At 66.5% G+C, this 25,886-nt stretch carries 37 protein-coding genes and 2 pseudogenes; 31 read left to right on the top strand and 8 right to left on the bottom strand.

Going from position 1 to position 25,886, the window contains the following annotated elements:
- Nucleotides 1-122 precede the first annotated feature (122 nt).
- From rplW to rpsI, 31 genes and pseudogenes are all read left to right on the top strand, one after another.
- A complete protein-coding gene (gene rplW / locus QME71_11000; protein ID MDI6858826.1) occupies nt 123-419 on the top strand; it encodes a 50S ribosomal protein L23 in 297 nt (98 codons plus the stop codon).
- Nucleotides 420-459: 40 nt separating this feature from the next.
- Nucleotides 460-1,293, top strand: coding sequence for a 50S ribosomal protein L2 (gene rplB / locus QME71_10995; GenBank protein ID MDI6858825.1), 834 nt, complete (start codon nt 460-462; stop codon nt 1,291-1,293).
- Between the two features lie 9 nt (nt 1,294-1,302).
- Entirely contained in the window at nt 1,303-1,593 is a 291-nt protein-coding gene (gene rpsS / locus QME71_10990; GenBank protein MDI6858824.1) for a 30S ribosomal protein S19, read from the top strand.
- Between the two features lie 4 nt (nt 1,594-1,597).
- Nucleotides 1,598-1,933: a 50S ribosomal protein L22 gene (gene rplV / locus QME71_10985; protein ID MDI6858823.1), complete on the top strand. Its 336-nt coding sequence runs from the start codon at nt 1,598-1,600 to the stop codon at nt 1,931-1,933.
- The gene (gene rpsC, locus QME71_10980) at nt 1,933-2,703 is read left to right on the top strand and encodes a 30S ribosomal protein S3 (GenBank protein MDI6858822.1); all 771 of its coding nucleotides are present in this window, start codon (nt 1,933-1,935) and stop codon (nt 2,701-2,703) included. The genes rplV and rpsC overlap by 1 nt, the downstream gene beginning before the upstream one ends.
- Nucleotides 2,704-2,706: 3 nt before the next feature.
- Nucleotides 2,707-3,129 carry a 50S ribosomal protein L16 gene (gene rplP / locus QME71_10975; protein MDI6858821.1) on the top strand — a complete coding sequence of 141 codons (423 nt, stop codon included), beginning with the start codon at nt 2,707-2,709 and terminating at the stop codon, nt 3,127-3,129.
- Complete coding sequence (rpmC, locus tag QME71_10970) at nt 3,129-3,374, top strand: 50S ribosomal protein L29 (protein MDI6858820.1); 246 nt, start codon at nt 3,129-3,131, stop codon at nt 3,372-3,374. The genes rplP and rpmC overlap by 1 nt, the downstream gene beginning before the upstream one ends.
- Nucleotides 3,375-3,377: 3 nt before the next feature.
- Nucleotides 3,378-3,626: pseudogene (gene rpsQ, locus QME71_10965) on the top strand (30S ribosomal protein S17).
- A 317-nt stretch (nt 3,627-3,943) separates the two neighbouring features.
- Complete coding sequence (gene rplN / locus QME71_10960) at nt 3,944-4,312, top strand: 50S ribosomal protein L14 (protein ID MDI6858819.1); 369 nt, start codon at nt 3,944-3,946, stop codon at nt 4,310-4,312.
- Nucleotides 4,309-4,623 (top strand): 50S ribosomal protein L24, encoded by a 315-nt coding sequence (gene rplX / locus QME71_10955; GenBank protein ID MDI6858818.1) that lies wholly within the window; start codon nt 4,309-4,311, stop codon nt 4,621-4,623. The genes rplN and rplX overlap by 4 nt, the downstream gene beginning before the upstream one ends.
- 8 nt (nt 4,624-4,631) lie before the next feature.
- A complete protein-coding gene (gene rplE / locus QME71_10950) occupies nt 4,632-5,177 on the top strand; it encodes a 50S ribosomal protein L5 (protein MDI6858817.1) in 546 nt (181 codons plus the stop codon).
- Nucleotides 5,178-5,187: 10 nt separating this feature from the next.
- Nucleotides 5,188-5,373, top strand: coding sequence for a type Z 30S ribosomal protein S14 (locus tag QME71_10945; GenBank protein MDI6858816.1), 186 nt, complete (start codon nt 5,188-5,190; stop codon nt 5,371-5,373).
- A 57-nt stretch (nt 5,374-5,430) separates the two neighbouring features.
- Nucleotides 5,431-5,829 (top strand): 30S ribosomal protein S8, encoded by a 399-nt coding sequence (gene rpsH, locus QME71_10940; protein ID MDI6858815.1) that lies wholly within the window; start codon nt 5,431-5,433, stop codon nt 5,827-5,829.
- Nucleotides 5,830-5,992: 163 nt separating this feature from the next.
- Entirely contained in the window at nt 5,993-6,541 is a 549-nt protein-coding gene (gene rplF, locus QME71_10935; GenBank protein MDI6858814.1) for a 50S ribosomal protein L6, read from the top strand.
- Between the two features lie 6 nt (nt 6,542-6,547).
- A complete protein-coding gene (rplR, locus tag QME71_10930; protein ID MDI6858813.1) occupies nt 6,548-6,916 on the top strand; it encodes a 50S ribosomal protein L18 in 369 nt (122 codons plus the stop codon).
- Between the two features lie 11 nt (nt 6,917-6,927).
- A complete protein-coding gene (gene rpsE, locus QME71_10925; GenBank protein ID MDI6858812.1) occupies nt 6,928-7,455 on the top strand; it encodes a 30S ribosomal protein S5 in 528 nt (175 codons plus the stop codon).
- On the top strand, nt 7,439-7,621 hold the full coding sequence (gene rpmD, locus QME71_10920) for a 50S ribosomal protein L30 (protein MDI6858811.1): 183 nt from the start codon (nt 7,439-7,441) through the stop codon (nt 7,619-7,621). Before rpsE ends, rpmD begins: the two co-directional genes overlap by 17 nt.
- Before the next feature lie 3 nt (nt 7,622-7,624).
- Nucleotides 7,625-8,080 (top strand): 50S ribosomal protein L15, encoded by a 456-nt coding sequence (gene rplO, locus QME71_10915; protein MDI6858810.1) that lies wholly within the window; start codon nt 7,625-7,627, stop codon nt 8,078-8,080.
- Between the two features lie 19 nt (nt 8,081-8,099).
- Entirely contained in the window at nt 8,100-9,401 is a 1,302-nt protein-coding gene (secY, locus tag QME71_10910) for a preprotein translocase subunit SecY (GenBank protein MDI6858809.1), read from the top strand.
- A gap of 17 nt (nt 9,402-9,418) precedes the next feature.
- Nucleotides 9,419-10,081 (top strand): adenylate kinase, encoded by a 663-nt coding sequence (locus QME71_10905; protein MDI6858808.1) that lies wholly within the window; start codon nt 9,419-9,421, stop codon nt 10,079-10,081.
- Nucleotides 10,082-10,086: 5 nt separating this feature from the next.
- Nucleotides 10,087-10,836 carry a type I methionyl aminopeptidase gene (gene map, locus QME71_10900; GenBank protein MDI6858807.1) on the top strand — a complete coding sequence of 250 codons (750 nt, stop codon included), beginning with the start codon at nt 10,087-10,089 and terminating at the stop codon, nt 10,834-10,836.
- Between the two features lie 31 nt (nt 10,837-10,867).
- A complete protein-coding gene (gene infA / locus QME71_10895; protein ID MDI6858806.1) occupies nt 10,868-11,086 on the top strand; it encodes a translation initiation factor IF-1 in 219 nt (72 codons plus the stop codon).
- 29 nt (nt 11,087-11,115) lie between these two features.
- Entirely contained in the window at nt 11,116-11,229 is a 114-nt protein-coding gene (gene rpmJ / locus QME71_10890; protein MDI6858805.1) for a 50S ribosomal protein L36, read from the top strand.
- Nucleotides 11,230-11,269: 40 nt separating this feature from the next.
- Nucleotides 11,270-11,653: a 30S ribosomal protein S13 gene (gene rpsM, locus QME71_10885; GenBank protein ID MDI6858804.1), complete on the top strand. Its 384-nt coding sequence runs from the start codon at nt 11,270-11,272 to the stop codon at nt 11,651-11,653.
- A gap of 16 nt (nt 11,654-11,669) precedes the next feature.
- Nucleotides 11,670-12,065 carry a 30S ribosomal protein S11 gene (gene rpsK, locus QME71_10880; GenBank protein MDI6858803.1) on the top strand — a complete coding sequence of 132 codons (396 nt, stop codon included), beginning with the start codon at nt 11,670-11,672 and terminating at the stop codon, nt 12,063-12,065.
- Between the two features lie 26 nt (nt 12,066-12,091).
- The gene (rpsD, locus tag QME71_10875) at nt 12,092-12,715 is read left to right on the top strand and encodes a 30S ribosomal protein S4 (GenBank protein MDI6858802.1); all 624 of its coding nucleotides are present in this window, start codon (nt 12,092-12,094) and stop codon (nt 12,713-12,715) included.
- A 77-nt stretch (nt 12,716-12,792) separates the two neighbouring features.
- Nucleotides 12,793-13,932 (top strand): DNA-directed RNA polymerase subunit alpha, encoded by a 1,140-nt coding sequence (locus tag QME71_10870; protein MDI6858801.1) that lies wholly within the window; start codon nt 12,793-12,795, stop codon nt 13,930-13,932.
- Nucleotides 13,933-13,962: 30 nt separating this feature from the next.
- Nucleotides 13,963-14,313, top strand: a complete 351-nt coding sequence (gene rplQ, locus QME71_10865) for a 50S ribosomal protein L17 (protein ID MDI6858800.1) — start codon at nt 13,963-13,965, stop codon at nt 14,311-14,313.
- A gap of 11 nt (nt 14,314-14,324) precedes the next feature.
- Nucleotides 14,325-15,179, top strand: a complete 855-nt coding sequence (gene truA, locus QME71_10860; GenBank protein MDI6858799.1) for a tRNA pseudouridine(38-40) synthase TruA — start codon at nt 14,325-14,327, stop codon at nt 15,177-15,179.
- Nucleotides 15,160-15,567, top strand: a pseudogene (gene rplM / locus QME71_10855) (50S ribosomal protein L13). Before truA ends, rplM begins: the two are co-directional and overlap by 20 nt.
- A 278-nt stretch (nt 15,568-15,845) precedes the next feature.
- Nucleotides 15,846-16,238, top strand: a complete 393-nt coding sequence (rpsI, locus tag QME71_10850) for a 30S ribosomal protein S9 (GenBank protein MDI6858798.1) — start codon at nt 15,846-15,848, stop codon at nt 16,236-16,238.
- 289 nt (nt 16,239-16,527) lie between these two features.
- Here the strand turns inward: rpsI and QME71_10845 are convergent, their stop codons facing one another.
- The 8 genes from QME71_10845 to QME71_10810 all read right to left on the bottom strand — a co-directional run bounded on the left by QME71_10845 (nt 16,528) and on the right by QME71_10810 (nt 25,880).
- Entirely contained in the window at nt 16,528-17,592 is a 1,065-nt protein-coding gene (locus QME71_10845) for a bifunctional phosphoglucose/phosphomannose isomerase (GenBank protein MDI6858797.1), read from the bottom strand.
- Nucleotides 17,593-17,594: 2 nt separating this feature from the next.
- Nucleotides 17,595-19,040: a phosphoglucomutase/phosphomannomutase family protein gene (locus QME71_10840; GenBank protein MDI6858796.1), complete on the bottom strand. Its 1,446-nt coding sequence runs from the start codon at nt 19,038-19,040 to the stop codon at nt 17,595-17,597.
- Nucleotides 19,041-19,381: 341 nt separating this feature from the next.
- The gene (locus QME71_10835; protein MDI6858795.1) at nt 19,382-20,086 is read right to left on the bottom strand and encodes a nucleotidyltransferase family protein; all 705 of its coding nucleotides are present in this window, start codon (nt 20,084-20,086) and stop codon (nt 19,382-19,384) included.
- A 449-nt stretch (nt 20,087-20,535) separates the two neighbouring features.
- Nucleotides 20,536-21,762, bottom strand: coding sequence for a methionine adenosyltransferase (gene metK / locus QME71_10830; GenBank protein ID MDI6858794.1), 1,227 nt, complete (start codon nt 21,760-21,762; stop codon nt 20,536-20,538).
- A gap of 34 nt (nt 21,763-21,796) precedes the next feature.
- Nucleotides 21,797-23,071, bottom strand: a complete 1,275-nt coding sequence (gene ahcY, locus QME71_10825) for an adenosylhomocysteinase (GenBank protein MDI6858793.1) — start codon at nt 23,069-23,071, stop codon at nt 21,797-21,799.
- A gap of 37 nt (nt 23,072-23,108) precedes the next feature.
- Complete coding sequence (locus QME71_10820; GenBank protein ID MDI6858792.1) at nt 23,109-24,041, bottom strand: GNAT family N-acetyltransferase; 933 nt, start codon at nt 24,039-24,041, stop codon at nt 23,109-23,111.
- Nucleotides 24,034-24,924, bottom strand: coding sequence for an S-methyl-5'-thioadenosine phosphorylase (mtnP, locus tag QME71_10815; protein ID MDI6858791.1), 891 nt, complete (start codon nt 24,922-24,924; stop codon nt 24,034-24,036). The genes QME71_10820 and mtnP overlap by 8 nt, the downstream gene beginning before the upstream one ends.
- Nucleotides 24,924-25,880 carry a nitrogen fixation protein NifH gene (locus tag QME71_10810; protein MDI6858790.1) on the bottom strand — a complete coding sequence of 319 codons (957 nt, stop codon included), beginning with the start codon at nt 25,878-25,880 and terminating at the stop codon, nt 24,924-24,926. Before QME71_10810 ends, mtnP begins: the two co-directional genes overlap by 1 nt.
- Nucleotides 25,881-25,886 lie beyond the last annotated feature (6 nt).

Genomic DNA, 25,886 nt, shown 5'->3' with positions numbered 1-25,886 from the left:
GACGCCGCCCGCTCCCGCGCCGCGACGTCGCGCCAAGGCCGCCGCACCTGCCGAGGAGGCCCCGCCTGCTCCGCGCACGCGGCGTCGCCCGAAGGCCGCCGGCACGGGCGAGGAGGCCGGAAGTGCCTAAGGAACTGCACCCGTACGACATACTGCGGCGGCCCCTCGTAACCGAGAAGAGCACCGTGCTCGCCGGGCAGAACCAGTACGTGTTCGAAGTCGCAAAGCAGGCGAGTAAGCAACAGATCAAGGAGGCCGTCCAGATCGCCTTCAGCGTCGAAGTCAAGGCCGTCAACGTCATGAACGTGCGCGGCAAAGTGCGGCGTTTCCGGCGAGGGCCGGCGGCCGCCCCCGACTGGAAGAAGGCCGTGGTCACCCTCCAGCCGGGGCACAAGATAGAACTTATCGAAGGAGTCTAACGCCGGCGGGCCTGCAGCGGGCCTGGAGAAGCGGAACGAAATGGGAGTCAAGCAGTACAAGCCGACATCGCCCGGACGGCGGGGAATGAGCGGCTTCACCTTTGACGAGGTCACGAAGAAGCGGCCCGAGAAATCGCTGCTGGCGCCCCTGAAGCGCAAGGGCGGACGCAGCAACCAGGGGCGCATAAGCGTGCGGCACCGCGGCGGCGGCGCGGCGCGGCAGCTCCGCATTATCGACTTCCGCCGCATCGACAAGACGGGCGTGCCGGGACGAGTCGCCGCCATAGAGTACGACCCGAACCGGAGCGCGCGCATCGCCCTCATCAACTATCGTGACGGCGAAAAGAGGTACATCCTCGCCCCCGTTGGCCTGCAGGTCGGCGACACCGTCGAGACGGGCCCCGGCGCCGACATCCGGCCGGGTAACGCCATGCCCTTGCGGGACATTCCAACGGGTACCAACATCCATAACATCGAGATTCACAACGGCAGGGGCGGCCAGATCGTGCGCAGCGCCGGCGCCGCCGCGCAGTTGATGGCGAAAGAAGGCGACTACGCCCTCGTGCGGCTCCCCTCCGGCGAAGTGCGGCGCGTTCCCATCGGCAACGTCGCCACGATAGGGCAGGTGGGGAACGTCGAGAACAGCATGATCAAGCTCGGCAAGGCGGGACGCTCCCGCTGGCGGGGACGGCGGCCGACCGTCCGCGGCTCCGCCATGACCCCGCGCGATCACCCGCACGGCGGGGGCGAGGGCAAGGCGCCCATCGGCATGCCCGGGCCCAAGACCCCCTGGGGCAAGCCCGCGCGTGGATATCGCACACGGCGGCGGCGCGACACCGACAGGTACATCGCGAGGAGCAGGCACAGGGCCTAGGAGAGACAAGTGTCACGCTCTACCAAGAAGGGACCTTTCGTAGACCCTAAGCTAATGAAGAAGGTGGAGACCGTGCGACGGTCGGGGCAGCGCGCCATCATCCGCACCTGGTCTCGCGCCTCCACGATCATGCCCGAGATGGTAGGCATGACCATCGGCGTGCACGACGGGCGGCGGCACGTGCCCATCTTCATCACCGAGAACATGGTCGGGCACAAGCTCGGCGAATTCGCCATGACCAGGCTGTTCCGCGGCCACGGCGGGCGCGGCGCCCAGACTACGCAGGTCCGGAGAAAGTAAGAACGTGGAAGTCAGGGCCAGAGCGAAGCAGATACGCGTATCGCCGCGCAAAGTGCGGCTGGTGCTCGAACACCTGCCGGGCAAGCGAGTCGACGAGGCGCTGAACATGCTTCGCTACATGCCCGTTCCCAGCGCCCGGCTCGTCGCCAAGGTCGTCAAGTCGGCGGCGGCCAACGCTGAGAACAACTATCAGATCGCGCAGTCGGACCTGCGCATCAAGGCCGCCTACGCCGACGAGGCCCCGCGCCTCAAGCGCCTGCGGCCGCGTGCGCGGGGCAGGGCCGGCCGCATACTGCATCGCGCCAGCCACATAACCGTCGTCGTCGAAGAGGAGTCATAATGGGTCATAAAGTCCATCCCACCGGCTTCCGCCTGGGCGTCATCTACGGCTGGCAGAGCAAGTGGTACGCCGACCGGCACTACAGCGACCTCCTGCACGAGGACCTGCAGATACGGAGCGCCATCAACAAAAGCCTGCCCGACGCCGGCATCTCGCGCGTTGAGATCGATCGCAACGCCAACATGGTGTCGGTCACCGTTCACACTGCCCGGCCCGGCATCGTCATCGGACGCGGCGGACAGCGGGTCGATGAACTCCGTCAGCAGCTCGAGAACCTGACGGGCCGGCGCGTGCGCGTGAACATCGTCGAGATAAGGCAGCCTGAGATCGATGCGCGGCTCGTCGCTCACAGCGTTGCCGAGCAGCTCAGCCGGCGTGTGTCTCACCGTCGCGCCATGAAGCAGGCGGTGACGCGAGCCCTTCAGCGGGGCGCCCAGGGGATAAAGATAACCGTGGGCGGCCGTCTGGGCGGCGCCGAGATGTCGCGCCGCGAGACGGAAAAGGCGGGCCAGGTGCCTTTGCACACCCTCCGCGCCGACATCGACTACGGCACGGCGGAGGCGCACACGACGTTCGGCCGCATCGGCGTCAAGGTCTGGATATACAAGGGCGAGGTCTTACCCGAACCGAAGGCGGCGCCCCCCGCAGCGGCGGAGGAGGGCCGCCCGCCCGAGAGCGCCGAGACGGAGCCCGCGCCTTCCGCCGAGACGGAGCCCGCGCCCGCCGCCGATGGGGAGCCTGCCGCAGTGGAAGAGGAACAATCGGAGTAGATAATGCTTCAGCCCAAGAGGGTAAAGCACCGGAAAATGCACAGGGGCCGCATGCGCGGCGACGCCAGCGGCGGCAATGAGGTCAGCTTCGGCGAGTACGGGTTGCAGGCGGTGGGCCGCGCCTGGGTCGACTCGCGCCAGATAGAGGCGGCGAGGCGCGCCATAACACACTATGTCCGGCGCGGCGGCAAGGTGTGGATCCGCATCTTCCCCGATAAGTCGGTAACTGCCAAGCCGGCCGAGACCCGCATGGGAAGCGGCAAGGGCAGCCCCGACCGCTGGGTCGCCGTCGTCAAGCCGGGCCGCGTCATGTTCGAGCTGGCCGGAGTGCGTCGCGAAGTCGCCGAGGAGGCGATGCGGCTCGCCTCCCACAAGCTGCCCCTGGAAACGCGTTTTGTAGTCCGTGAGCACGAGGGGGCGCAGTGATGGCGCGTCGCAAAAAGAAAGCGGGAGCGGAGGCGCTCCGCGACCTCTCCGACGAGGAGCTGGCGCGGCGGCTCGAAGAGTCGTACCGGCAACTCTTCTCGCTGCGGCTCAAGATATCGACTCGTCAGCTCGCCAACCACCGCGAGCTGCCGAAGACGTCGCGCCAGATCGCACGCATCAAGACGATACAGCGGGAAAGAGAGCTTGCCGCGCTCTGGGAGACCGCTCAGGGGGAGAAGGCCTAGACCATGTACACACGCCGCAGGTCACAGGTGGGCGTCGTCGTAAGCGATAAGATGGCGAAGACCGTCGTCGTCGCCGTCGAAAAGCACAAGCGGCACCCCCTGTACAAGAAGACAATGCGCCGCACGTTGCGCTACAAGGCCCACGACGAGAAGGGGGCCGCTTCCGTAGGCGACACGGTGCGGATCGTGGAAAGCCGGCCCCTGTCGCGGGAGAAGCGCTGGCGCGTCGCCGAGGTCATCACCCGTCGCGAGGTCGCCGAGATCGCGCCGCGCGAGATCGGCGCCTCCGTGCTCGAAGAGCTGGCCGCGCAGGCGCCGCCGCCCGAAGCGGAGGCCCCCGCAGCGGCGGAAGCGGTGGCCGAGGCCCCCGCCGAAGTGCCGGCCGAGACAGAAGCCGAAAGCGAGCAAGCGGCAGCGGCGGAAGCGGAAGCAGCCGCCGAGAGCGAAGTGGAGCCCGAAGCCGAAGCTAACGCGGCTGCTGAAAGCGAGGCCGAGCCCGCCGAGGTCGAAGAAGCGGCGGCGGCTGAAACAGAGCAAGCCGGCGAGGAGCAGGCGGAAGAAGAAAAGGAATGATCCAGCAGTACTCGCGCCTCAAAGTCGCCGACAACACGGGCGCCCGCCAGATAATGTGCATCCAGGTGCCGGGCAGCTCGGGGCGCCGCTATGCCCGCGTCGGCGACGTCATAGTGGCCAGCGTTAAGCAGGCGCAGCCGGGCGGCAGCGTAAAGAAGGGCGATGTCGTGAGGGCGGTTGTCGTTCGCACCGTCAAGACCTACGGGCGTCGCGACGGCTCCTACATCCGTTTTGACGACAACGCCGCCGTCATTCTCGGCGACCGCGAGAACCCAAGAGGGACGCGGATCTTCGGCCCCGTGGCCAGGGAGCTTCGGGACAAGAACTTCATGAAAATAGTCTCCCTTGCGCCGGAGGTAGTATGAACAAGATCAAGCGCGACGACACAGTTCTCGTCATCGCCGGAAAGGACCGCGGCAAGCAGGGGCCCGTACGTCGTGTCCTGCGGGCCGAGGGCCGCGTTGTCGTGCAGGGCGTGAACATGGTGAAGCGCCACCAGAAGCCGCAGGCCCACGGCACGCAGGCGGGCATCATCGAGCGTGAGGCGCCCCTCAGCGTGTCGAACGTCATGCTCATCTGCAAAAGCTGCCGCCGCCCGACGAGGGTCGGCTTCGCGGTCAGACCCGACGGCGTCAAGGCGCGTGTTTGCCGCAAGTGCGGCGAGTTCATCGATTAGGAGCGAAGTTGGCCCCAAGACTGAAAGAGTACTACAAACAAGAAGTGGCCCCCGCTCTCATGCGGGAGTTCGGCTACCGCAACCCGATGCAGGTGCCGCGGCTCGAGAAGATCGTCGTCAATATCGGGCTCGGCGAAGCGCTCCAGAACGCGAAGGCGCTGGACTCCGCCTCGGCCGACGTCGCGGCGATAACCGGCCAGAAACCGGTCATCACCCGTGCCAAGCGTTCGATAGCCAACTTCAAGATCCGCCAGGGGAACCCCATCGGGCTCATGGTCACCATCCGCGGCGACCGCATGTGGGAGCTGTACGACCGGCTGGTCAACGCCGCCCTGCCGCGCATCCGCGACTTTCACGGCGTCTCCAACAAGGGCTTCGACGGGCGCGGCAACTACAGTCTCGGCCTGCGTGAGCAGTTGATCTTCCCCGAGATCGAATACGACAAGATAGACCGCATCCGCGGCCTGCAGGTGGTGATAGTGACGACGGCGAAAACCGATGAGGAAGGCAAGAGGCTGCTCCAGTTGATGGGCATGCCCTTCAGCCGGAATTAGAGGAGTAGCAGTGGCGAAAGTATCAAAGATAGTGAGGTCCCGGCGCCCGCCGAAGTACCCGGTGCGGCAGAAGAACCGCTGCCGCATCTGCGGGCGGCCCCGGGCGTATATGCGCATGTTCGGCATGTGTCGCATCTGTTTCCGGCGCTTGGCCCTTGAGGGCCAGTTGCCCGGCGTCAAGAAATCGAGCTGGTAAGGGGCTGACCAGGACGTTGGGCAGAACGACGGAAAGACCCCACGAGGAGGCGATTGCATGAATATTACCGACCCCATTGCCGATATGTTGACGCGGATACGCAACGCCACCATGGCTAGGCACGACGAGGTGCGCCTTCCCAGCTCCAAAATGAAGGTCGCTATCGCCCGCGTGCTCAAAGAAGAGGGCTTCATAGAGGGCTACGAAGAAGCCGTCGAGGGCCCGCGCCGCTTCCTGAGGATCAAACTGGCGTACACCGGCAAGAAGGAGCCGGTGCTCACCGGCCTGAAGCGGGTGAGCAAGCCGGGCCTGCGCGTCTACGTGCAAAAACGGGAGATACCGCGCGTCTACGGCGGGCTGGGCGTGGCTATACTATCGACCCCGCAGGGAATCATGACCGGGCAGCAGGCCTGGCGACGTCACGTCGGCGGCGAAGTCCTCTGCTACGTCTGGTAGATGGGAGAAGGGAGCCGCGCGTGAGGACGGCGGGACGCCGAGACGAGCGGGAGGAAACTGCGGTCGGAAAAGGGGAACCGATGCCGCGTCCTTCAGGCCGCGGTGTAGAGATGCAGGCGGATTATGCCGGGCCGTGTTGGGGCGCGGCGCAGAGGCAGGTGGAATGTCCAGAGTAGGACGGCTACCGATAACGATACCCGACAAGGTGCAGGTGAGCATCGAGGGCGGCCGCGTCACCGTTCGCGGCCCGCGGGGAGAGCTTTCCCGCGAAGTCTCGCCCCTGATGTCGGTGCGCCAGGAGGGCAACATCATCACGGTGGAGCGCGAGAACGACAGCCCGCAGCAGCGCGCCCTTCACGGGCTGACGCGCAGCCTCATCGCCAACATGGTGCAAGGGGTGAGCGACGGCTTCACGAAGACGCTCGAGTTCCACGGCGTGGGCTACCGCGTCGAGAAGCGCGGCGACAACATCGTTCTCAGCCTCGGCTTCTCCCACCCGGTGGAAGTCGCGCCGCCGCCGGGCATAACGTTCGATGCCGAAGGCACGAACCGCGTCCACGTGCGCGGCAGCGATAAAGAGATGGTCGGCCAGGTAGCCGCTGATATTCGCGCCCTGCGGCCGCCGGAGCCCTACAAGGGCAAGGGCATCCGCTACGCCGGCGAGTATGTGCGGCGGAAGGCCGGTAAGGCTGGCAAGGCCGCGCGAGGATAAAGAGAGATGGCAGAAGAGAGGACCGCCGTAGCTGCCAGGAAGAGGCGTCATAAGAGGGTGAGACGCAGGGTCAAGGGCACCCCCGGAAGGCCGCGCCTCGCTGTCTTCCGCAGCCTCTCGCACATCTATGCGCAGGTAATAGACGACGACTCCGGCCGTACCCTTGTCGCCGCTTCTGACCTCGAACAGGCGGTGCGGAGTCGGATGGACAGCAAGACGAAGACAAATATCGCCGGCCTCGTCGGAGAGCTCATCGGGCGGCGCGCTATTGAGAAGGGAATACAACAGGTCGTCTTCGACCGCGGCGGCTACAAGTTTCACGGCCGGGTGAAGGCCCTGGCGGAAGCGGCGCGGGCGGCCGGCCTGAAGTTCTAGAGGTATTGCGAATGGTGACAGCGGAGCAGGTACAGGCGGCTGAGCCGGAACTCTCGGAAAAGGTGATCAACATCAACCGCGTGGCAAAGGTGGTGAAGGGGGGACGCCGTTTTCACTTCAGCGCCATCGTCGTCGTGGGCGACGGGAGGGGCAGGGTCGGGTTCGGCATGGGCAAGGCCCGCGAGGTCGCCGAGGCGATCCGGAAGGGTTCTGCCATCGCCCGCAAGAGCCTCGTCGACGTTCCGCTTTCCGGCACCACCATACCGCACGAGGTGCTGAGCAAGTATTGCGCCGCCGAAGTGCTGCTGAAGCCAGCCGCTCCGGGCACCGGCGTTATTGCCGGGGGCGGCGTGCGCGCCATCGTCGAAGCGGCGGGGATCAAGGACGTGCTTGCGAAATCGCTGGGCAGCGACAACCCCATCAACGTCGTGAAGGCGACGATGCTGGGCCTGTCGCGGCTCAGGGACCCGAACGCCGTGCGGGCGCGACGTCTCGCCGTCGCCCGCGCTCGGGAGGTGGAGAGTGGCGCCGGCGCTTAAGATAACCTGGAGGAAGAGCGCCATCGGGTACCGCCTCGACCAGAAGCGGACGATCCGCGCCCTGGGTCTGCGGCGCCTGGGACAAACCGTCGTTCACGAAGACTCGCCGGCTGTGCGTGGTATGATACAGAAGGTGCAACATCTTATCAGTGTGGAGGAGGAGTAGCTGGTGGAGCAGCACGGACTGAAGCCGCCGGAAGGCGCGCGCCGCCCCCGAAAGCGGGTGGGGCGCGGCAACGGCAGCGGTCACGGCACCTACTCCGGCAAAGGCCTGAAGGGCCAGAAGGCGCGCGCCGGCGGCGGGCCCCGTCTCGGCTTTGAGGGTGGACAGCTCCCCCTCATCCGGCGGATGGCCCGTAAGCGCGGCTTCACCAACATCTTTCGCGTGGAGTACCAGACAGTGGACGTATCGCATCTCGCGCGTTTTCCCGCCGGCGCCGAAGTCACGCCTGAGTCGCTCCTCGAGGCGCGGCTGGTGAAGAGCCGCCGCGCGCCGGTCAAGGTGCTCGGAACGGGCGAGATCGGCGTGCCGGTGACGGTGCGCGCGCACAGGTTCTCGGAGAGCGCGCGTCGCAAGATAGAGGCGGCGGGAGGCACTGTCGAGGAGGTGGCGCGTGGCGACTAGGACCGCGTCGCAGCCCGTCATGCCGCGTCTCCTGACGGCGGTCATCGAGGCGTTTCAGCAGCCGGACATCCGGAAGCGCCTTCTTTTCACGTTCGGCATTCTGACGGTCTTCCGCTTCGTCGCTCACGTGCCGATCCCGGGCGTGGACCCCGACCAGCTCAAGGACGTGTTCGAGGGCAATGCCGTGCTCGGGTTCCTCAACCTCTTCAGCGGCGGGGCGCTCAGGCGCCTGAGCGTGGCGGCGATGGGCGTCTATCCGTACATCACGGCGACGATTATCATGCAGCTCCTCATCCCCATCGTGCCCGCGTTGCAGGCCCTCTCGAAGGAAGGGGAGCAGGGGCGCAACAAGATCACGCTCTACACCCACTGGATGACGGTGCCCCTGGCGGTATTGCAGGGCTACAGCCAGCTCCTGGTGCTCGAAAGGTTCGGGGCGATCAGCGGCATCGGCTTCTCCGGCGACGAGGCCCTGCCCACGTTCGCCGCCGTCGCCTCGATGGCCGCCGGGACGATGTTCCTCGTCTGGCTGGGCGAGCTCATAACCGAGAACGGCATCGGCAACGGCATCTCGCTGATCATCTTTGGAGGCATCGTAGCGGGCATGCCCTCGCTGCTGCCCAGCATCGCCAACTCCGACGCCGGTCTCGCCGGCATCGGGTTGCTGGCTGTGCTCGGCGTGGCCCTGGTTGGTCTCATCGTCTACTTTTACGAGGCGCAGAGGCGTGTTCCGGTGCAGTTTGCCCGCAGCATGTTCCGCGGCGGCCGCATGTACCGTCAGTCCGGTCAGACGCACATTCCGCTGCGCGTCAACTCCGCCGGCATGATCCCGCTCATCTTCGCCTTTTCGCTCGTGGTCTTTCCCGCCACCGTCGCCCAGTCATTCGAGAGTTCGAACACGGAGTGGGTGCGCAACGTTGCCCAGTTCATTTCCGGCACGTTCAGCCCCGGCAACGCTCCCTACTATGTCATGGTCTTCGTGCTCGTGGTCGCCTTCGCCTTCTTCTACACGCTGGTCATCTTTCAGCAGCAGAACCTGGCGGAGAACCTGCAGCGACAGGGCGGGTTCGTGCCCGGCATAAGGCCGGGACGGCCCACGCAGGACTACATCATGCGGGTGCTGGTGCGGATCACGTGGGCGGGCGCCCTCTTCCTGGGGTTCGTAGCCGTCGTGCCGTACATTGCCACCTCGTTTACGGACGTCCAGGCGCTCACGATAAGCAGCACCGGCCTGCTCATCGTTGTCGGCGTTGTACTCGATACCATGAAACAACTCGAAGCGCAGCTTCTGATGAGGAACTACGCGGGCTTTATACGCTAGAATATAAGGGAAAGGTCTTGTTCCTGATACTCCTGGGGCCGCCCGGCGCGGGCAAGGGCACACAAGCGGAGGCTATCGTGGCCCGCACCGGCGTTGTTCACATCGCCACGGGCGACCTTTTTCGGGAGAACATCCGCAACCAGACGGAGCTGGGCAAGCAAGCGCAGGCGTACGTCGGCCGCGGCGAGCTTGTGCCCGACGACCTGACGGTGCGGATGCTGCTCGACCGCATAGGCCGCCCGGACACGGCGCAGGGCGTCCTGCTCGACGGCTTTCCGCGCACAACGGAGCAGGCGCGCGCCCTCGACGAGGCGCTCTCGGCGCGCGGGCAGGCGGTCGATCAGGTGCTGTACATAAACGTCGGAGAAGAGGAGGTCGTGCGGCGCCTCGGCGGTCGCTGGACGTGCCGCCAGTGCGGCGCCGTCTATCACGAGTCGTTCAATCCGCCTAGGGAGCGCGGCCGCTGCGACAAATGCGGCGGTGATCTCTACCAGCGGGACGACGACAAGCCGGAAACGGTCAGGAACCGGCTCGCCGTCTACAACCAGCAGACCGCTCCCCTGATCGATTTCTACCGAGGTCAGGGGAAGCTGACGGAGGTCGACGGCGGGCGAGAGGCGGAAGAGGTAGCGCGCGACCTTCTGAGGGCGATCGGAGCGGCCTCTCGCGGAGCCGTGTAGCCGCGATGCCCATAATCATAAAGTCGGACGACGAAATCGAAATAATACGGGAGGCAGGGCGCATAGTCGCGCAGGTCCTCCAGATACTGACAAGGGAGGTCAGGCCGGGACTCAAGGAGAAGGAACTCGACAGGGTAGTGAGGCGCGAGTTCGCGGCCCGCGGCGCCACGCCTACCTTTCTGGGCTACCAGGGCTACCCGGCCAGCGTCTGTGTCTCGGTGAACGATGAGGTCGTCCACGGGATACCGGACGAGAGGGTGCTCCAGGAGGGCGACATCGTCAGCATCGACCTCGGCGCCACGTACAAGGGCTTTGTGGGCGACGCCGCGGTAACCGTGCCTGTGGGGAAGGTCAGCCCGGAGGCGGCGCGGCTCATCGAGGTCACCGAAAGAGCGCTTTACAAAGGAATAGAGGCAGCGCGCGATGGCGTGCCTCTGGGGGCCATCTCGCACGCCATACAGAGGGAAGCGGAATCAAACGGCTACTCGGTCGTGCGCGAGTACGTCGGGCACGGCGTCGGGCGCAAGATGCACGAAGAGCCGCAGGTGCCGAACTTCGGCCCGCCCGACAGGGGGCCTGTCTTGAGAAAGGGGATGGTGCTTGCCCTCGAGCCCATGGTGAACGCCGGCGACTGGCGGACAAAACGGCACGCCGACAACTGGACGGTAAGCACTATCGATGGGAAGCTTTCGGCCCATTTCGAACATACCATCGCCATCGACAAGGATGGCGCGACGATACTGACGCTGCCCTGAGCGGCGGCGCACACGACCCTTCGGGGAGGTTATGCCGAAGAAAGAGACAATCGAAGTAGAAGGCGTGGTGAAAGAAGCCCTGCCCAACGCCATGTTCCGCGTTGAGCTCGCTAACGGGCATCGCGTCCTCACCCACGTCTCAGGAAAGATACGGCTCAACTTCATAAGGATCTTGCCGGGCGACCGCGTCTTGGTTGAGCTTTCGCCGTATGACCTGACGAGAGGACGAATAACCTACCGGTTCAAGTAACGAAACGGGGGTCCTGAGAGGACTCAGAGATGAAAGTGAGAGCATCGGTCAAGGTGCGCTGCGAGAAGTGCCGCATCGTCAAGCGGCGCGGCGTGCTCATGGTCATCTGTCCTAATCCCAAGCACAAGCAGCGCCAGGGATAGGGCGGCACGCTGCCCTGTCCCGGCAGGGAGAGGAGGAATTATGGCCCGTATCGCGGGAGTCGATATCCCGAATGACAAGAAGGTGGGCGTGTCGCTCACGTACATCTACGGCATCGGCCGCTCACAGGCGGAAAAGATCCTCGCCCAGACAAAGGTCGATCCAGCCGTTAAGGTGCGCGACCTGACCGATGACGAGATCAACCGCATCCGCGAGGTGATCGACCGCGGGTACATGGTCGAGGGCGATCTGCGCCGTGAGGTGCGACAGAACATACAGCGGCTGATAGAGATCAACTGCTATCGCGGCATCAGGCACCGGCGCGGGCTGCCCGTGCGCGGACAGCGCACCCGCACCAACGCCCGCACCAAGCGGGGCGCGCGCCGCACCGTTGCCGGCAAGCGTCGCTCGGCGGCCAAGAAGTAAGAGAGGCGGAAGTAACGTGGCCGACAAGAAAGGCAAACCCAGGACGAGGAGACGGGAACGCAAGTCCATCCCCCGCGGCCGGGCTTACATCCAGTCCACCTTCAACAACACCCTGATAACGATGACCGACCCGGCGGGAAACACCATCGCCTGGAGCAGTTCCGGCTCATCCGGGTTCAAGGGCTCGCGAAAGAGCACGCCCTACGCCGCGCAGCTCGCCGCTCAGCAGGCCGCGCGCAAGGCGATGGATCACGGCATGCGCCAGGTCGATGTCTACGTCAAGGGGCCCGGCAGCGGTCGCGAGGCCGCGATCCGCGCTCTCCAGAGCGCCGGACTCTCCGTCCTCAGCATCCGCGACGTTACCCCCATACCGCACAACGGTTGCCGCCCTCCCAAGCGCAGGCGCGTATAAGGGCGGCTGAAGGAGATAGGTTCTTAATGGCAAGATATCGCGGACCAAGGTGTCGAATATGCCGCCGCTACGGGGAGCCCCTGCTCCTCAAGGGCGATAGCTGCGCGTCGAAGTGCGCCCTGCAGCGGCGCACCCAGCCGCCCGGCTACCGGATAGCCCGCCGTCGTCGCATCTCCGACCGCGCGCTTCAGCTTCGCGAAAAGCAGAAGGCGCGCTACGCTTATGGAGTCCTCGAGCGCCAGTTCCGGCGCTATTACGCCGAGGCGGTGAGACGGCCCGGCATCACCGGCGACAACCTCATCCGGCTGCTCGAAAGCCGTCTCGATAACGTCGTCTACCGCCTGGGGTTCGCCGATTCCCGCGCGCAGGCCCGCCAGATCGTCAATCACGGGCACATAGCGCTCAACGGCAGGAAGACGAACATCGCGTCTGCCCACGTTAGAGAAGGCGACGTCGTCAGCTGGACCGAGTCAGGGAAGAAAACGGAGTACTTCCAGATGGTCAGCGAAACGGTCAAGAGCAGGGAGATACCCGCCTGGCTGAGCCTGGACGTCGAGAACATGATCGGGCGGGTGCAGCGCATGCCGGAGGCCGTCGAGGCGGGGGCGAAGTTCGACCCGGCGGTTATCGTAGAGTACTACTCGCGATAGTAGGGCCGCAGCGAAAACAACTGGAGGCTGGATAATTGATCGCTCCGCAATTCTTTGATTCAGATCGGGAGGGCGCCATGGACACGGGACTGGTGGCCCCGGAGATTGAGATCGAGGAAAGCAATGACACCTATGCCCGGATCGTCGCGGAGCCTTTGGAGTCGGGATTCGGCACTACGCTCGGCAACGCGCTCCGCAGGGTGCTCCTGAGCTCGCTTCCCGGCGCCGCCGTCACGTCGGTGCGGATAGAAGAGGTGGAGCACGAGTTCTCCACCATCCCTCACGTCAAAGAGGACACGATCGAGTTCCTCCTCAACGTGAAGGGGATCCGGCTGCGCGCCCTCTCCGACCGGCCCGCCAAGCTTTACCTGGAGGCCTCAGGACAGCGCGTCATCACCGCCCAGGACATACAGGTGCCCGCCGATTACGAGATCGTCAACCCGGAGCAGCACCTGGCCACGCTCGACTCGGACGAAGCTCACCTGACCGTCGAGTTCAACGTCGAGCCCGGCCACGGCTACGTGCCCGCGGGCGAGCGCGACGGCCTGCCGATCGGTGTGATCCCCGTCGACGCCATCTTTACCCCTGTGCGCAAGGTCAACTACCGCGTCGAACGCACGCGCGTCGGCCAGGTGACCACCTACGACCGCCTCGTCCTCGAGGTGTGGACGGACGGCACGATCAAGGGCGTCGACGCCATCAGCCGGAGCGCGGGCATTCTCACAGAACAACTCGGGCTGTTCGCCCGGCTTGGCAAGCCGCAGCCGGCGATGGTGGAGCGCGGCCTCGGCATGGGGGCCGCCCTCACGCCCGACCGCTACAATACGCCCATCGAGGCCCTTAATCTCTCCGTGCGCGCCTACAACTGCCTGAAGCGAAGCGGTTTCACGACCGTCGGCCAGGTGCTGGAGAAGAGCGAGGACGAGCTGCTGGCGCTGCGCAACTTCGGACGGAAGTCCTACGATGAGCTCAGGGCCAAGCTTGTTCAGATGGGCTTCCTGCAACCGGAAGCGGAGGAAGGCGAGGACATAGGCGAGGAAGTGCTCAGCCTGGAAGAGGAGGAAGACGCATCGCTCGGCGCCCTCGGCGCGGCCCTTCTCCAGGCGCTTCGCCGCTCCGGCAAGGATATCTCAGGGCTGAAGGAAGAAGAGGAAGAAGGAGAAGGCGAAGAGCCAGAGGGAGAGGAGGAAGAAGAAGGGGGAGCGGAAGAGGAGTAACGCTCCGGCCTCCTTCTCTGGAACGGAATCATGAGACATCGGGTTGCCGGCCGCAAGTTTGACAGATCGACGCCGCAAAGGAAGGCGCTTTTCCGCGGCCTCGTCACCGATCTGCTGCGCTACGAGAAGGTGCAGACCACGGAGGCGAAGGCGAAGGAAGTGCGGGGCATGGCCGAGAAGATCATTACCCTCGGCAAGGAGGGGAGCCTGCACTCGCGCCGCCAGGCCCTGCGCGTTGTGAACGACCCCGCCGTGGTCAAGAAGGTCTTCGATGAGCTGGGGCCGCGCTACTCGGACCGTCACGGCGGCTACACCCGCATCGTGAAGCTGGGGCCCCGCCTCGGCGACGGCGCGGAGATGGCGCGGCTGGAGCTCGTCTGACAGGAGGCGCCATGCCGGGCCCTGCCGCCGGCGCGCGGAAAAAAAACAGCCGGCGCGCCAGGCGAGAGGAAGAGACGGGGCTGAGGCGCATCGCTCTTCTGCTGGAGTACGATGGTAGCCGCTACGGCGGATCGCAAATTCAAAAGAACGCGCCGACAGTCCAGCAAGAGCTGGAAGAAGCGCTTTACAAGCTGACCGGAGAAAGGCATCGGGTGGCCTTTGCGGGCCGCACCGACGCCGGCGTCCACGCCTGCGGGCAGGTCGCATCATTCCTGACTCCGGCGCGCCACGAGACGGAGGTCTTCCGTCGCGGCCTCAATCACTGGCTGCCGGACGACATCGCCGTTAAGCGGGCGCTGGAGGCGCCGCCCGGCTTCGACCCACGGCGGCAGGCGCGGAGGCGGCTCTACCGCTATCTGGTCTATAATGGCCCGGCGCCTTCGCCGCTGCTGCGCAATCGCGCGTGGCACGTGGCGGACGCGCTGGACGCGGCGTCGATGGCGCGCGCGGCAGGCTGTCTCACCGGTAAGCACGACTTCGCGTCGTTCGCCGGCAGGCTGTCGTCCCCGCGAGGGGGCACCGTGCGCACGGTCTACCGGTCGGAGGTGCGCCGGAAAGGCGACATCGTCGTCTTCTCGATGGAGGCGGACGCTTTTCTGCCGCATCAGGTCCGCCGGACGGTGGGCGCCCTCGTGGAGGTCGGGCTCGGGCGCATGGCCCCGGACGACTTCGAGGCGATGCTGCGACGGCCGGAGTCGGGCAAGGCCGGGCCGGCGGCGCCGGCGCACGGGCTGTATCTGGCGCGCGTCACATACCGCGACGTGAGAATAAGCGATGAGACAGAGAATGAAGACATACAGCGTTAAGGCGAAAGAGATCGTCCCTCAGTGGCACGTGGTGGACGCCGCCGACCAGTCGCTCGGGCGCGTGGCGGCGCGCGTGGCGTCGCTGCTGCGGGGCAAGCACCGGCCCAACTTCACGCCTCACCTCGACATGCGTGACTTCGTTGTCGTCGTGAACGCCGCCCGCGTGCGCATCACCGGCAAGAACAAGATGCGCGAGAAGATCTACTACCGCCACTCGATGTACCCGGGCGGGCTCAAAGAGACGACGCTTGAAAAGATGATGGCCACCCGCCCGACCCGCGTCATCGAGAACGCCGTTCGGGGCATGTTGCCGCACAACCGGCTGGGCGCGAAGCTGCGGCGCCATCTGAAGGTCTACGCCGGCCCCGAACACCCGCACGAGGCGCAGGTCCGCGCGGGGAAGAGGGGCGCGCCGCCGGCCGCGGTCGCTCCGTCGGAAGCGAAAGCGAAGGCGCCCTCTGCCGAGCCGGAGAAGGCCGCCGTAGAGGAACAGGCGCCTCCGACGGCCGTGACGGAAGGGGAGCAGACGGCGGAGACAGAGACAGGCGTTGCAGAAGCAGAACAAACGCCGGAGACGGCTGACATCGAAAAGGAGGCCACCGCGCAGGCCGCCGTGACTGAAGAAGGCGAGCTGCCGGAGCAGACAGCACAAGAGGAGAATCAGCCTTGAACCAGCAGTACCACTCCGGGACAGGACGAAGGAAGAGCGCCGTGGCGCGCGTGCGCCTCTATCCGGGCGCGGGCACGGTGATCATCAACGGGAAGCCGCTGGAAGAGGTGTTCGTCCGTCCCGCGCATCAGATACAGGTGCTGCGGCCGCTGCAGGTGACCGAGAGTGAGGGCAAGTTCAACGCCCAGGTGAAGGTGGAAGGCGGCGGCATTAGCGGCTGGGCCGGCGCCATCGCGCACGGCATCGCGCGCGCCCTCGTCGAAGCGGACGAGAACCTGAAGAAGCCGCTGCGCGCCCACGGCCTCCTGACCCGCGATCCGCGCGTAAAGGAGCGCAAGAAGTACGGTCTGAAGCGCGCCCGCAAGGCCCCTCAGTACACCAAGCGCTAATGCCCTTGGGGCTTCCCGTTCAACCGATTCCATAGGCCGGGCATCTTGCCCGGCGCGGTAAGGGAGCCCAGAGGGCGGAGCCCTCTGGCGGGCCTGCCTGCCGGCAAGCGGGGGTTTTCAGGCCTGCCCGCCACAGGAGGGGGTGTCCCCCTGAAACCCAAATAACGCTTGTGGGCGGGAGGGTGGGAAGATGGACGCTAATGTTACGAGCAGCGGCAGCGGCTACCCTCAATTGCGACGCTTCGTGCTGCGTGCCAACAGACCGTTTGGTACGCAACGCCAAGCGTAGCTACTTCTCCGCCAGCCAGCCCTTAAGGTGCTGTATCGACGTCACGGGCGAGGGACGCACCCCATTCAACATCGCCACGTAGTAGCTCGCGTGGTCGCCGAAGAAGATCGCCGTCAGCACCCGCGCAAGCTCGCTGTCGCCGCGCACGATCACCTTGTCGTCGCTCACGCCGGCAGCCGCCAGCGCGTCATGCGTGCCGTTGATCCGCAGGATGATGCGTGGGTTGAGCTTCGGATGGTACAGGAAGACCACATGCGCCTTCTCCGACACTTCGCGCGGCAGCCCGTAACCCTCGATAGCGTTGTGGTTCGCCTCCGATAGCTCCTCGTAGAAGGCCCACACCTTCCCGTTCTCGTTGAGTTGCGTCTTCCAGCGGTGCGCCGCTTCCGCCAGCCATTCCCCTCCGTAGACCACCGGCAGCTTCCCCGTCAGCCGCGACGCCAGTTGCTTCGCCTCGTTTCGCTCGAACGGCACGTCGACGCCGATCTCGCCGCGCATCTCCTCCATGAGCGCTATCGACTCGGCGACCGCTTCCTTCTGCGACGGCAACACGCCGGCCAGCTCGCCGAGGACAAGGAGCGGCATCAGGCTGTGCCCCAGCGCCGAACGCGGCTCGCCCGCGTACTCGAACGTGTACGCCGCGATCCCCCGCTCGCGCGCGATGTCGAGCAGACGGCCGCCCGTCGTCATCACCAGCTTCTGGGACGGCGTCTCCAGCGCCCGCCCGAACGACGACAACACCTCCTCCGTGTCGCCGCTCTTGCTCGATGCGACGACCAGCGCCCGTTCGTCGTCCGCCAGCGGCGGAAGGTCGTAGCCGCGATGCACAAGCACCGGCTTGCGCGACGACCGCGACGCCAGCGAGCGCAGGATGTCGCCCGCTATCGCCGAGCCGCCCATGCCGAGCACGACAATGCGCTCCGCTTCCGCAAACCGCGGCGGGAAGGGGAACGCCCTCGCCCGCGACCACGCGTCGCGGCACTGCTGCGGCAGCCCGGCGATGCGGCCCCGCAGGTCGTCGGGGTCCAGGCGCGCGTATGTTTCCGGGTCGTCGAGCGCGTGCATGGTTAGCCCTCCTTTGCCGCCGGCAGTCCCGCCAGCTCGCGGCCCGCCGCCAGCATGCGCGGCACCAGCGCCGGATCCGGCACCTCCGTATAGATGCGGATGAGCGGCTCCGTGCCCGAGAAGCGTATGAGCAGCCAGCCGCCGTTCTCGAGATCGAAGCGGTAGCCGTCTATCGTGTCGCGCTCGACGACGGCGACGCCCGCCAGCTCGCGCGGCCGGCTCTCGTCGACGCGGCGCAGGACGTCGTCGCGCTCCTCCGGCCGCATGTGGACGTCGATGCGGTCGTAGTGATGCGGCCCCACGCGCTCGTACAGCTCCGCCAGCAGCTCCGACGGCCGCTTTCCTGTTCGCGCCATGAAATCAAGAAAGTACAGGCCCGCCACTACGCCGTCGCGCTCCGGCAGGTGGCCGCGAAAGCCGTAGCCGCCGCTCTCTTCGCCGCCGATGAGCGCGCCCGTCTCGATCATGCGGGGCCCCAGGTACTTGAACCCGACGGCCGTCTCGTAGACGGGCACGCCGTACAGTTCGCCCAGCCGCTGCACCATGCGCGTCGTCGTCAGCGACTTTACGATCGGGCCGCGCTCGCCCCGCACCTCCAGCAGGTAGTACGCCAGCAGCCCGAACACCTGCAACTGGTCGACGTAACGCCCATTCTCGTCGACGACCCCCACGCGGTCGGCGTCGCCGTCCAACGCCAGGCCGACGTCCGCCTTCTCGTCGCGCACGGCCGCCGACAGTTCCCCCAGGTTGCGCCCGATGGGTTCCGGCGAGTGAAGGCCGGGGAACAACGGGTTGCGCTCGTCGTGCAGCTCGCGCGCCCTGAGCCGCCCGCTCGAGAGCAACGCGCGCAGGTAGCCCATGCCGGCGCCGTACATGGGGTCGGCGACAACCTTCAGCTCGGATGCCCGCAGCGATCCGAGGTCGACCAGGCGCGCCAGTTGCGCGAGGTACGGCGGCCGCGGGTCGAAGCGTTCGAGCAGCCCGCGGCGCTCCGCTTCGTCGAGCCCGATGCGTGGCGGCGGGCCCGACGCCAGGATGCGCGGCAAGGGCGCCTCCAGCCGCTGGATGACCTCCGGCGAGGCGCTCCCCGCGTACTCCGGCTTGTACTTGAAGCCGTTCCAGCGCCAGGGATTGTGGCTCGCCGTAACGACGACCGCTCCGCCCGCGCCCTTGTCGAGGATGGCGTAGGAGACGGTCGGCGTCGGGCAGGCGCGGTCGCACAGATAGACCTTGATATCGTTGGCGGCGACGACTTCGGCGACGGCGGCCGCGAAGTCCTCGGAGGCAAAGCGCGTATCGTAACCGACGACGAGGCCCCGCCGGGCGAGGCCGCTCTCTTTGAGGAAGAGCGCCACGCTTTGCGCGCACGCCCGCACGTTATCGAACGTGAAGTCCTCGCCGATAACGGCGCGCCACCCATCCGTCCCGAACTTAATCACGCTCTCCACACGCAACCCCTTGTCTGAACGGGGAGTGCAGAGGGGCAGAGCCCCTTTGCCAAGGGTTCAGGGCCCGCCTGCCGGCTCACAGGGGTGTGCGCTAGTCCTTAATGTCCGGCACTCGTCCCCAGGTCCTCGCTCCCGAACTATCGGGGAGTCCAGAGGGGTGTCCCCTCTGGCGGGGTTCAAGGGGTGTCCCCTTGGGTTTATTGACTTATCTAGGGCGGGTGGGCCTGCCTGCCGGCAGGCAGGCGGGAAGAACCACGCATCTTCGCGCGGCCCTGGGGGCGCGAGGGTCACCCCCGCTCCTCCACATGCTCTTCCGCCTCCCGCACGTCCTTCAACGCTCCTCATAGGGCGGGCATCTTGCCCGCCATGCCGTGCAAGTGCTCCTCGGCCTCCCGCACGTCCTTCAACGTATCGATGGGCTTCCAGTACGCCCGGCTCTTGAACCCGTACAGCCGCCGTTCCGACGCCAGCGCCGGGAACACCGTCGTCTCGTGGTCGCCCACGTCCGGCAGCATCGAGAAGAACTCGCGCCCCAGCGCGTACACCCCCGCGTTCACCCAGTAGGGCAGCAGCGGCTTCTCGTCGAACCCGAGGATGCGGCTGCCGCGCAGTCGCACGACGCCGAAGGGGCTGCGCAGAGGCGCCAGCATCACCGTCGCCGTCGCGCCCGTGCGCTCGTGCTGCCGGAGGAGCGGCGCCAGCGGCTGCTCGACCATGTTGTCGCCGTTAGTGCCGATGACGACGCGTTCGCTCTCCGGCACTTGACGCCAGCCCAGCTTGAACGCGCCGCCGCGGCCCAGCGGCTCGTCCTCCACCGAGTAGCGGACGCGCAGCCCGAAGCGGGCGCCGTCGCCGAAATGCGACTCGATGGCCTCGTGGCGGTAGCCGCACAGCAGCACGACGTCGGTGACGCCGTTCTCGCGCAGCCACGCCAGGTGGTGTTCGAGGATGGGGCGTCCGGCGACGGGGACCATCGGTTTCGGGCGGTCGGAAGTGAGCGGCCTCAGCCGCTCCCCCTTACCGCCCGCCAGCACCAACGCAAACAAAGGCTCCCTCGCTCTCTTCCCTCATCTCGGCAGGGTCGGGGCTCGGTACCCGACCCGCCGCCCTATCTGGCCGCCGGCGGGCAGGATGCCCGCCCTGTGAGTTTACGATCCGATGCCCCGGCCTTCAGGCCGGGGTGCTGCAAATGTCCCGCTCCCCCTTACCGCCCGCCAGCACCAGCGCAAACAAAGGCTCCCTCGCTCTTTCGCTTTCCCGTGGCGCGCGGCCGCAGCCCGGTGTCACCGCAAGCGTGCGCTCGCCTTTCCCACCCACCCACCCAGGTCTGTTATATAGGAATCGATTTCAGGGGGACACCCCCTGAAACCCCCGTCAGGGGGCTCTGCCCCCTGGACCCCCGATTCGAGGGCGGCGCGTGCGCCGTCCGTTTATCTGTTCCCGTATCCGTTGACAGGCACATCGGCGGGCAAGATGCCGGCCCTACGAACCCGGGCTAGCTCTCGCGGGCGACGGGGAGGCCCGCCTCCCGACGCAATAGCTCCGCCTTGTCCGTCGCCTCCCATGGCGCGTCGATGTCCTCCCGGCCGAACGCCCCGTACGCCGCCGTCGCCTTGTATATCGGACGCCGCAGCCGCAGCCCGCGGATTATCGCCTCCGGACGCAGGTCGAAGTGCTCCCGCACCAGCTCCAGTATCCGCTCCTCCGGCACCCGATTCGTCCCGAACGCCTCGACGGAAAGCGACGTGGGCCGCGCCACGCCGATGGCGTACGATACGTGCAGCTCCAGCCGGTCGGCCAGGCCCGCGGCGACCAGGTTCTTCGCCACGTAGCGCGCCGCATACGCCCCCGAGCGGTCGACCTTCGTCGGGTCCTTGCCCGAGAAGCAGCCGCCGCCGTGCCGCGCGATCCCGCCGTATGTGTCGACGATGATCTTGCGCCCCGTCAGCCCGGCGTCGCCCATCGGCCCGCCGATCTCAAAGCGGCCCGTCGCGTTGATGAAGTACTTCGTGTGCTCGTCGAGCATCTCCGGCGGGATGACCTTGCGGATCACAAGCTCCATGATCTCCTTGCGCAGCACCTCCTGCTTCACCACCTTGTCGTGCTGCGCCGCGATCACCACCGCGTCGACCCGCTTCGGCACGCCGTACGCGTACTCGACCGTCACCTGCGACTTGCCGTCCGGCCGCAGATAGCCGAGCGTTCCGTCCTTGCGCACCTGCGCCAGCCGCCGGCAGAGCCTGTGCGCGAGCGATATCGGCAACGGCATGAGCTCCGGCGTCTCCGTGCAGGCGAAGCCGACCATCATTCCCTGGTCGCCGGCGCCCCGCTCCATCTCTTCGTCGTCCGATAGGTGCTCGCGGTACTCCAGCGAGTGCTCCACGCCCATCGCGATGTCCTTCGACTGCTCCTTGATGGAGACGATGACGCCGCACGTCTCGTAGTCGAAGCCGTACTTCGCCCGCGTGTAGCCGATGTCGTGAATGGTCTGCCTGACGATCTCGGGGATCTCGACGTAGCAGCTCGTCGTGATCTCGCCCGTCACGAAGACGAGGCCGGTCGTCGCCGCCGCCTCGCAGGCGACGCGCGCCAAAGGATCCTGGGCGATAATCGCGTCGAGAATGGCGTCCGATATCTGGTCGCACAGCTTGTCGGGGTGGCCCTCGGTCACGGATTCCGAAGTCAGCACCAGCGACGGCGACGTCATGAAAGTTGTAGACATGTCTCCCTCCTCAAAAGCCGGACGTTGAATGATGTCACGTGCCGAGCTCCCAACTGCTCAGGTATGCTTCCTGTTCCGGCGTCAGCGTGTCGATGGAAATGCCCATCGACTCCAGCTTCAGCCGGGCGATTTCCTCGTCGATTTCGCGCGGCACGGCGTGCACGGCGACGGGGAGCCGCTGCTCGCTCCGCGCCAGGAATTCGGCGCAGAGCGCCTGGTTGGCGAAGCTCATGTCCATCACGCTCGCGGGGTGGCCTTCCGCCGCCGCCAGGTTGATGAGCCTGCCTTCTCCGAGCAGGAAGATGCGCTTGCCGCTGCCGAGACGGAACTCCTCGACGAACGGGCGTATCTGCCGCCGTCCCTCCGACAGGTCTTCCAGCGCTTTCAGGTTGATCTCGACGTCGAAGTGGCCGGAGTTGCAGACGATCGCCCCGTCCTTCATCGACTCCATGTGGGCGCGGTCGATGACGTTGATGTCGCCGGTAAGCGTCACGAAGATGTCGCCGATGGGGGCGGCCTCTGCCATGGGCATAACGCGGAAGCCGTCCATCACCGCCTCCAGAGCGCGCACCGGCTTGACCTCCGTCACGATAACCTGCGCCCCCATGCCGTGCGCGCGCATGGCCACGCCGCGGCCGCACCAGCCATACCCGGCGATAACCACCGTCTTCCCCGCCCACAGAACGTTCGTCGCGCGGGTGATGCCGTCGACGGTGCTCTGGCCGGTGCCGTAGCGGTTGTCGAACAGGTGCTTGGTGTCGGCCTCGTTGACGGCGATTATCGGGTAGGCAAGGGCGCCGTCGCGGGCCATGCTGTGGAGGCGTATCACGCCTGTCGTCGTCTCCTCGGTGCCGCCGAGGACGCCGGGGATGAGGTCGCGGCGCTCCTTGTGGATGGTCGCCACCAGGTCGGCGCCGTCGTCCATCGTGATGTTGGGGCCGTGCTCCAGCGCCTGGTGGATGTGACGGTAGTACGTCTTGTCGTCTTCGCCTTTGATGGCGAACGTGGGGACCCCGTACTCCTGCGCCAGCGCTGCCGCGACGTCGTCCTGAGTGCTGAGGGGGTTGCTGGCGCACAGCGCGAGCTGCGCCCCGCCGTCGCGCAGGGCGAGCATCAGGTTCGCGGTCTCGGTGGTAACGTGCAGGCAGGCGGAGAGGCGCACCTCGCGCAGCGGCTTCTCCCGCGCGAACCGCTTGCGGATAAGGCCAATCACAGGCATCTCGCGCGCCGCCCACTCGATGCGGCGCACGCCCTCTTCGGCCAGCGCCAGGTCCCTCACGTGATGGGGAGTTCCCGATTGTTCAGTCATGCTCTGCCGCCGCTCTCCTTGCTAGAAATGTCTTCCGTTAACTCGAAATCACGATCTCTTCGCCCGGGCCCCGACCCCGACGCCGCGCCAGCAGCCGCCGGAAGAGGCTTCCCAGACCGAGTATGTCCTTCCGCGAAGCGCCCGCCTCGATCATCTCACAGTCCTGCTGGTAGCCCAGCCTTGCGTACGCGCGCACGGCGGGCGCGTTCTCCGGATGCACCGTGAGCGCTACTTCAGGGCACGTCTCGAGAAGCGCTTCGGTGACGGCGCTGGTAACGCGCAGGCCGTAGTGGCGGTCGCGATAGAGCGGATGGGTGAAGACGTTGCCCACCACAGCGATGCCGCTCTCCCGCGCGATGGAGTGCGTGCCGGCCACCGACACCAGCCGCCCGTCCTCGAAGAGGCCGAAGTAGACGTTTCCTCGCAGATGATGGGCCCGGTACTCCATGTGGCTCCCCTCGCTGCGGTAGAGCCGGTTCACGCGGCCGATGTCGCGTTCGTCGAGGCGCCGCACGACGAGCGCGCCGTCGGCTTCCGCCTCCAGCGTGGGCGCCGCTTCGAAGGCGTCGCGAGTGACGACCATGCGGGCCATCGGCTCAGACTGCGCCAGGATGAAACAGCGCCGCATGACGTCGAGATGCTCGAGTCGGAAGGTGGCGAAGGTGTTCTGTGGGCCGGGGTGCAGGCTGAGCGCCGCCGCCAGGGCGGGCGCATCGCCGAGCGCGACGAGCGCGTTCCCCAGGCCCGCCTTCGAGTGCATGAGCAGCGCCTCTCCGCCGTCGCCCCGCGAGAGCCACCACTCCGATCTCTCGAACGCCCCCGCCTCGAGCTGCGCCAGGGCATAGGCGGCGTAGATCCGCTCTTCTTCCAGCCGGCGCCGTATCTCGTCGCGCTCCTCTAGGCGCCGGACGACGTAGACGGTCTTCTCTTGCGCAACGGCGGCCCCTCGGAAAAGCTTCACTCTAACCATCGGCGCCCCTGCCCGACCGCGCGGGCATGTACCTTCCTATGATGGGCGCCAGATCGCGTTTGACCTGCTCCGGCACGAGATCGGCCGGGGTCACGAGGGCGTCGCTAAGAGCGTTTGCGCAGAGGCAGTCGCGCTTGGCGGGCAGCTTCTCGACGGCCAGGGCCACTACCTGCTGCGCGGTCTGCACGTTCTCCGACAGGTTCTCCAGTATCATCTCGGCGGTCACGGAGTCCGATGACTCTCGCCAGACGTCGTAGTCGGTGACGCAGGAGAGGCTGGCGTAGCAGATCTCGGCTTCCCGCGCCAGCTTCGCCTCCGGCACGCCTGTCATACCGATGAGGCCCGCTCCCCACGAACGGTACAGCTCGGACTCCGCCCTTGTGGAGAACTGCGGCCCCTCGATGACCACCATTGTCCCGCCGTCGTGTACGGTGGCCCCCGCCTCGTTCGCGGCGCCGACGAGGGCGGCGCTGAGGTCGGGGCAGAAGGGCTCGGCGAACGATACGTGGGCGGCAATGCCCCGCCCGAAGAACGTGCCGGCCCGGCCGCGCGTCCTGTCGATGAGCTGGTGGGGAACGGCGAGATGGCGGGGAGCGATCTCCTCGCGGAGGCTGCCGACGGCGTTGATGGAGATGATCCGCTGCACGCCCAGCGTCTTCAGAGCGTAGATGTTGGCGCGGGAGGGCACTTCCGAGGGGAGCAACCGGTGGCCGACGCCGTGCCGCGGCAGGAAAGCGACGCGGCGCCCCGCGAGCACGCCGAGGACGAGTCTGTCGCTGGGCTCGCCGAAGGGTGTCGAGAGCCGCAGCTCCTCGCGGTCGCTCAGTCCTTTCATCTGGTAGAAACCGCTGCCGCCGATTACGGCCACTTCCGCCTCGGCCATCAATAGCCCCCGTAAACGCGTTTCAGCATCTGCATCGCCTGGAGGGTGACCCACTTGCTGGGCTTGCCCTTCGCCTCGATGTCGGCCCACATCTTGCCGTTGAGGCTGCTCTCCATCTTCCAGCGGCCGTGTGCGTCCTGCTTTGAGAGCACGAGTTTCAGCGCGTCGCCGAGCACGGGCGAGTTGCCGTGGCCGAGTTCCGCCAGCACCCACAGCGCTTCGAGGACGTTGCTGCTGTAGCTGAGCGGGAAGCCGAACTTCTGCCAGGTCGAACTCACGCGCTCCCAGCAGGGGTAGTCGGCGACGGCCGGATTGCGGCTCAACAGGAAGTCGGCGCCCTCTTCTATTGCCGCCTTCACTTCGCTGTTCCGTTCTTCCGGCGGAATGGCGGTAAAGGCAAGCAGAGCTTTGACGGCGCCCCAGCCGCAGGGAAGCTTCGCGTTGGCGGCGCACTGGAAGTGCTTCTCGGAAATCGACGCGCAGAGCTGATGGACCGCCTCCTGCACCCTCTCGTCGCGCCCGTAACCGAGGGAGATGAAGGCGTGGATGAGGTTGCCGTTGAGGCAATCGATGGCGGCGCTTGGGACGCCGGTTATCGAGAAGGCGCCGTTGCGGGCGCGGCTGTGGCCCAGGACGTACTCGCATCCTTTCGCCACTCGCGGGTCGGAGCCATCGGCGGCGAGCTGGGCGAGGAACTTGATCTGCCAGATCGTGGCCCTGTACTTGGGGCTGTAGCCCGCCCCGGGCTTGAGCCAGTACCCTTCCGGATGCTGCGCCTGGAGAATGGCCGGCACCGGCCCGCGTTCCATTATCTCGCGCCTCGCCTGCTGCACTGCGCGGTGGTCTTCCGGCATTTCGACGATGGTGCGGAGCGTGAGGTAGCGCACCGAGGGGTTCTCCTCCTCGAGGAGCCAGTCGGTCGGGTCGGCGTTCAGGAAATCGCTGAAACCAATCAATGCCTC

Source organism: Dehalococcoidia bacterium (assembly GCA_030018455.1).
Classification (GTDB): domain Bacteria; phylum Chloroflexota; class Dehalococcoidia; order DSTF01; family JALHUB01; genus JASEFU01.
The sequence above is the reverse complement of the archived record's forward strand: the minus strand, read 5'-3'. Positions and strand labels throughout refer to the sequence as shown.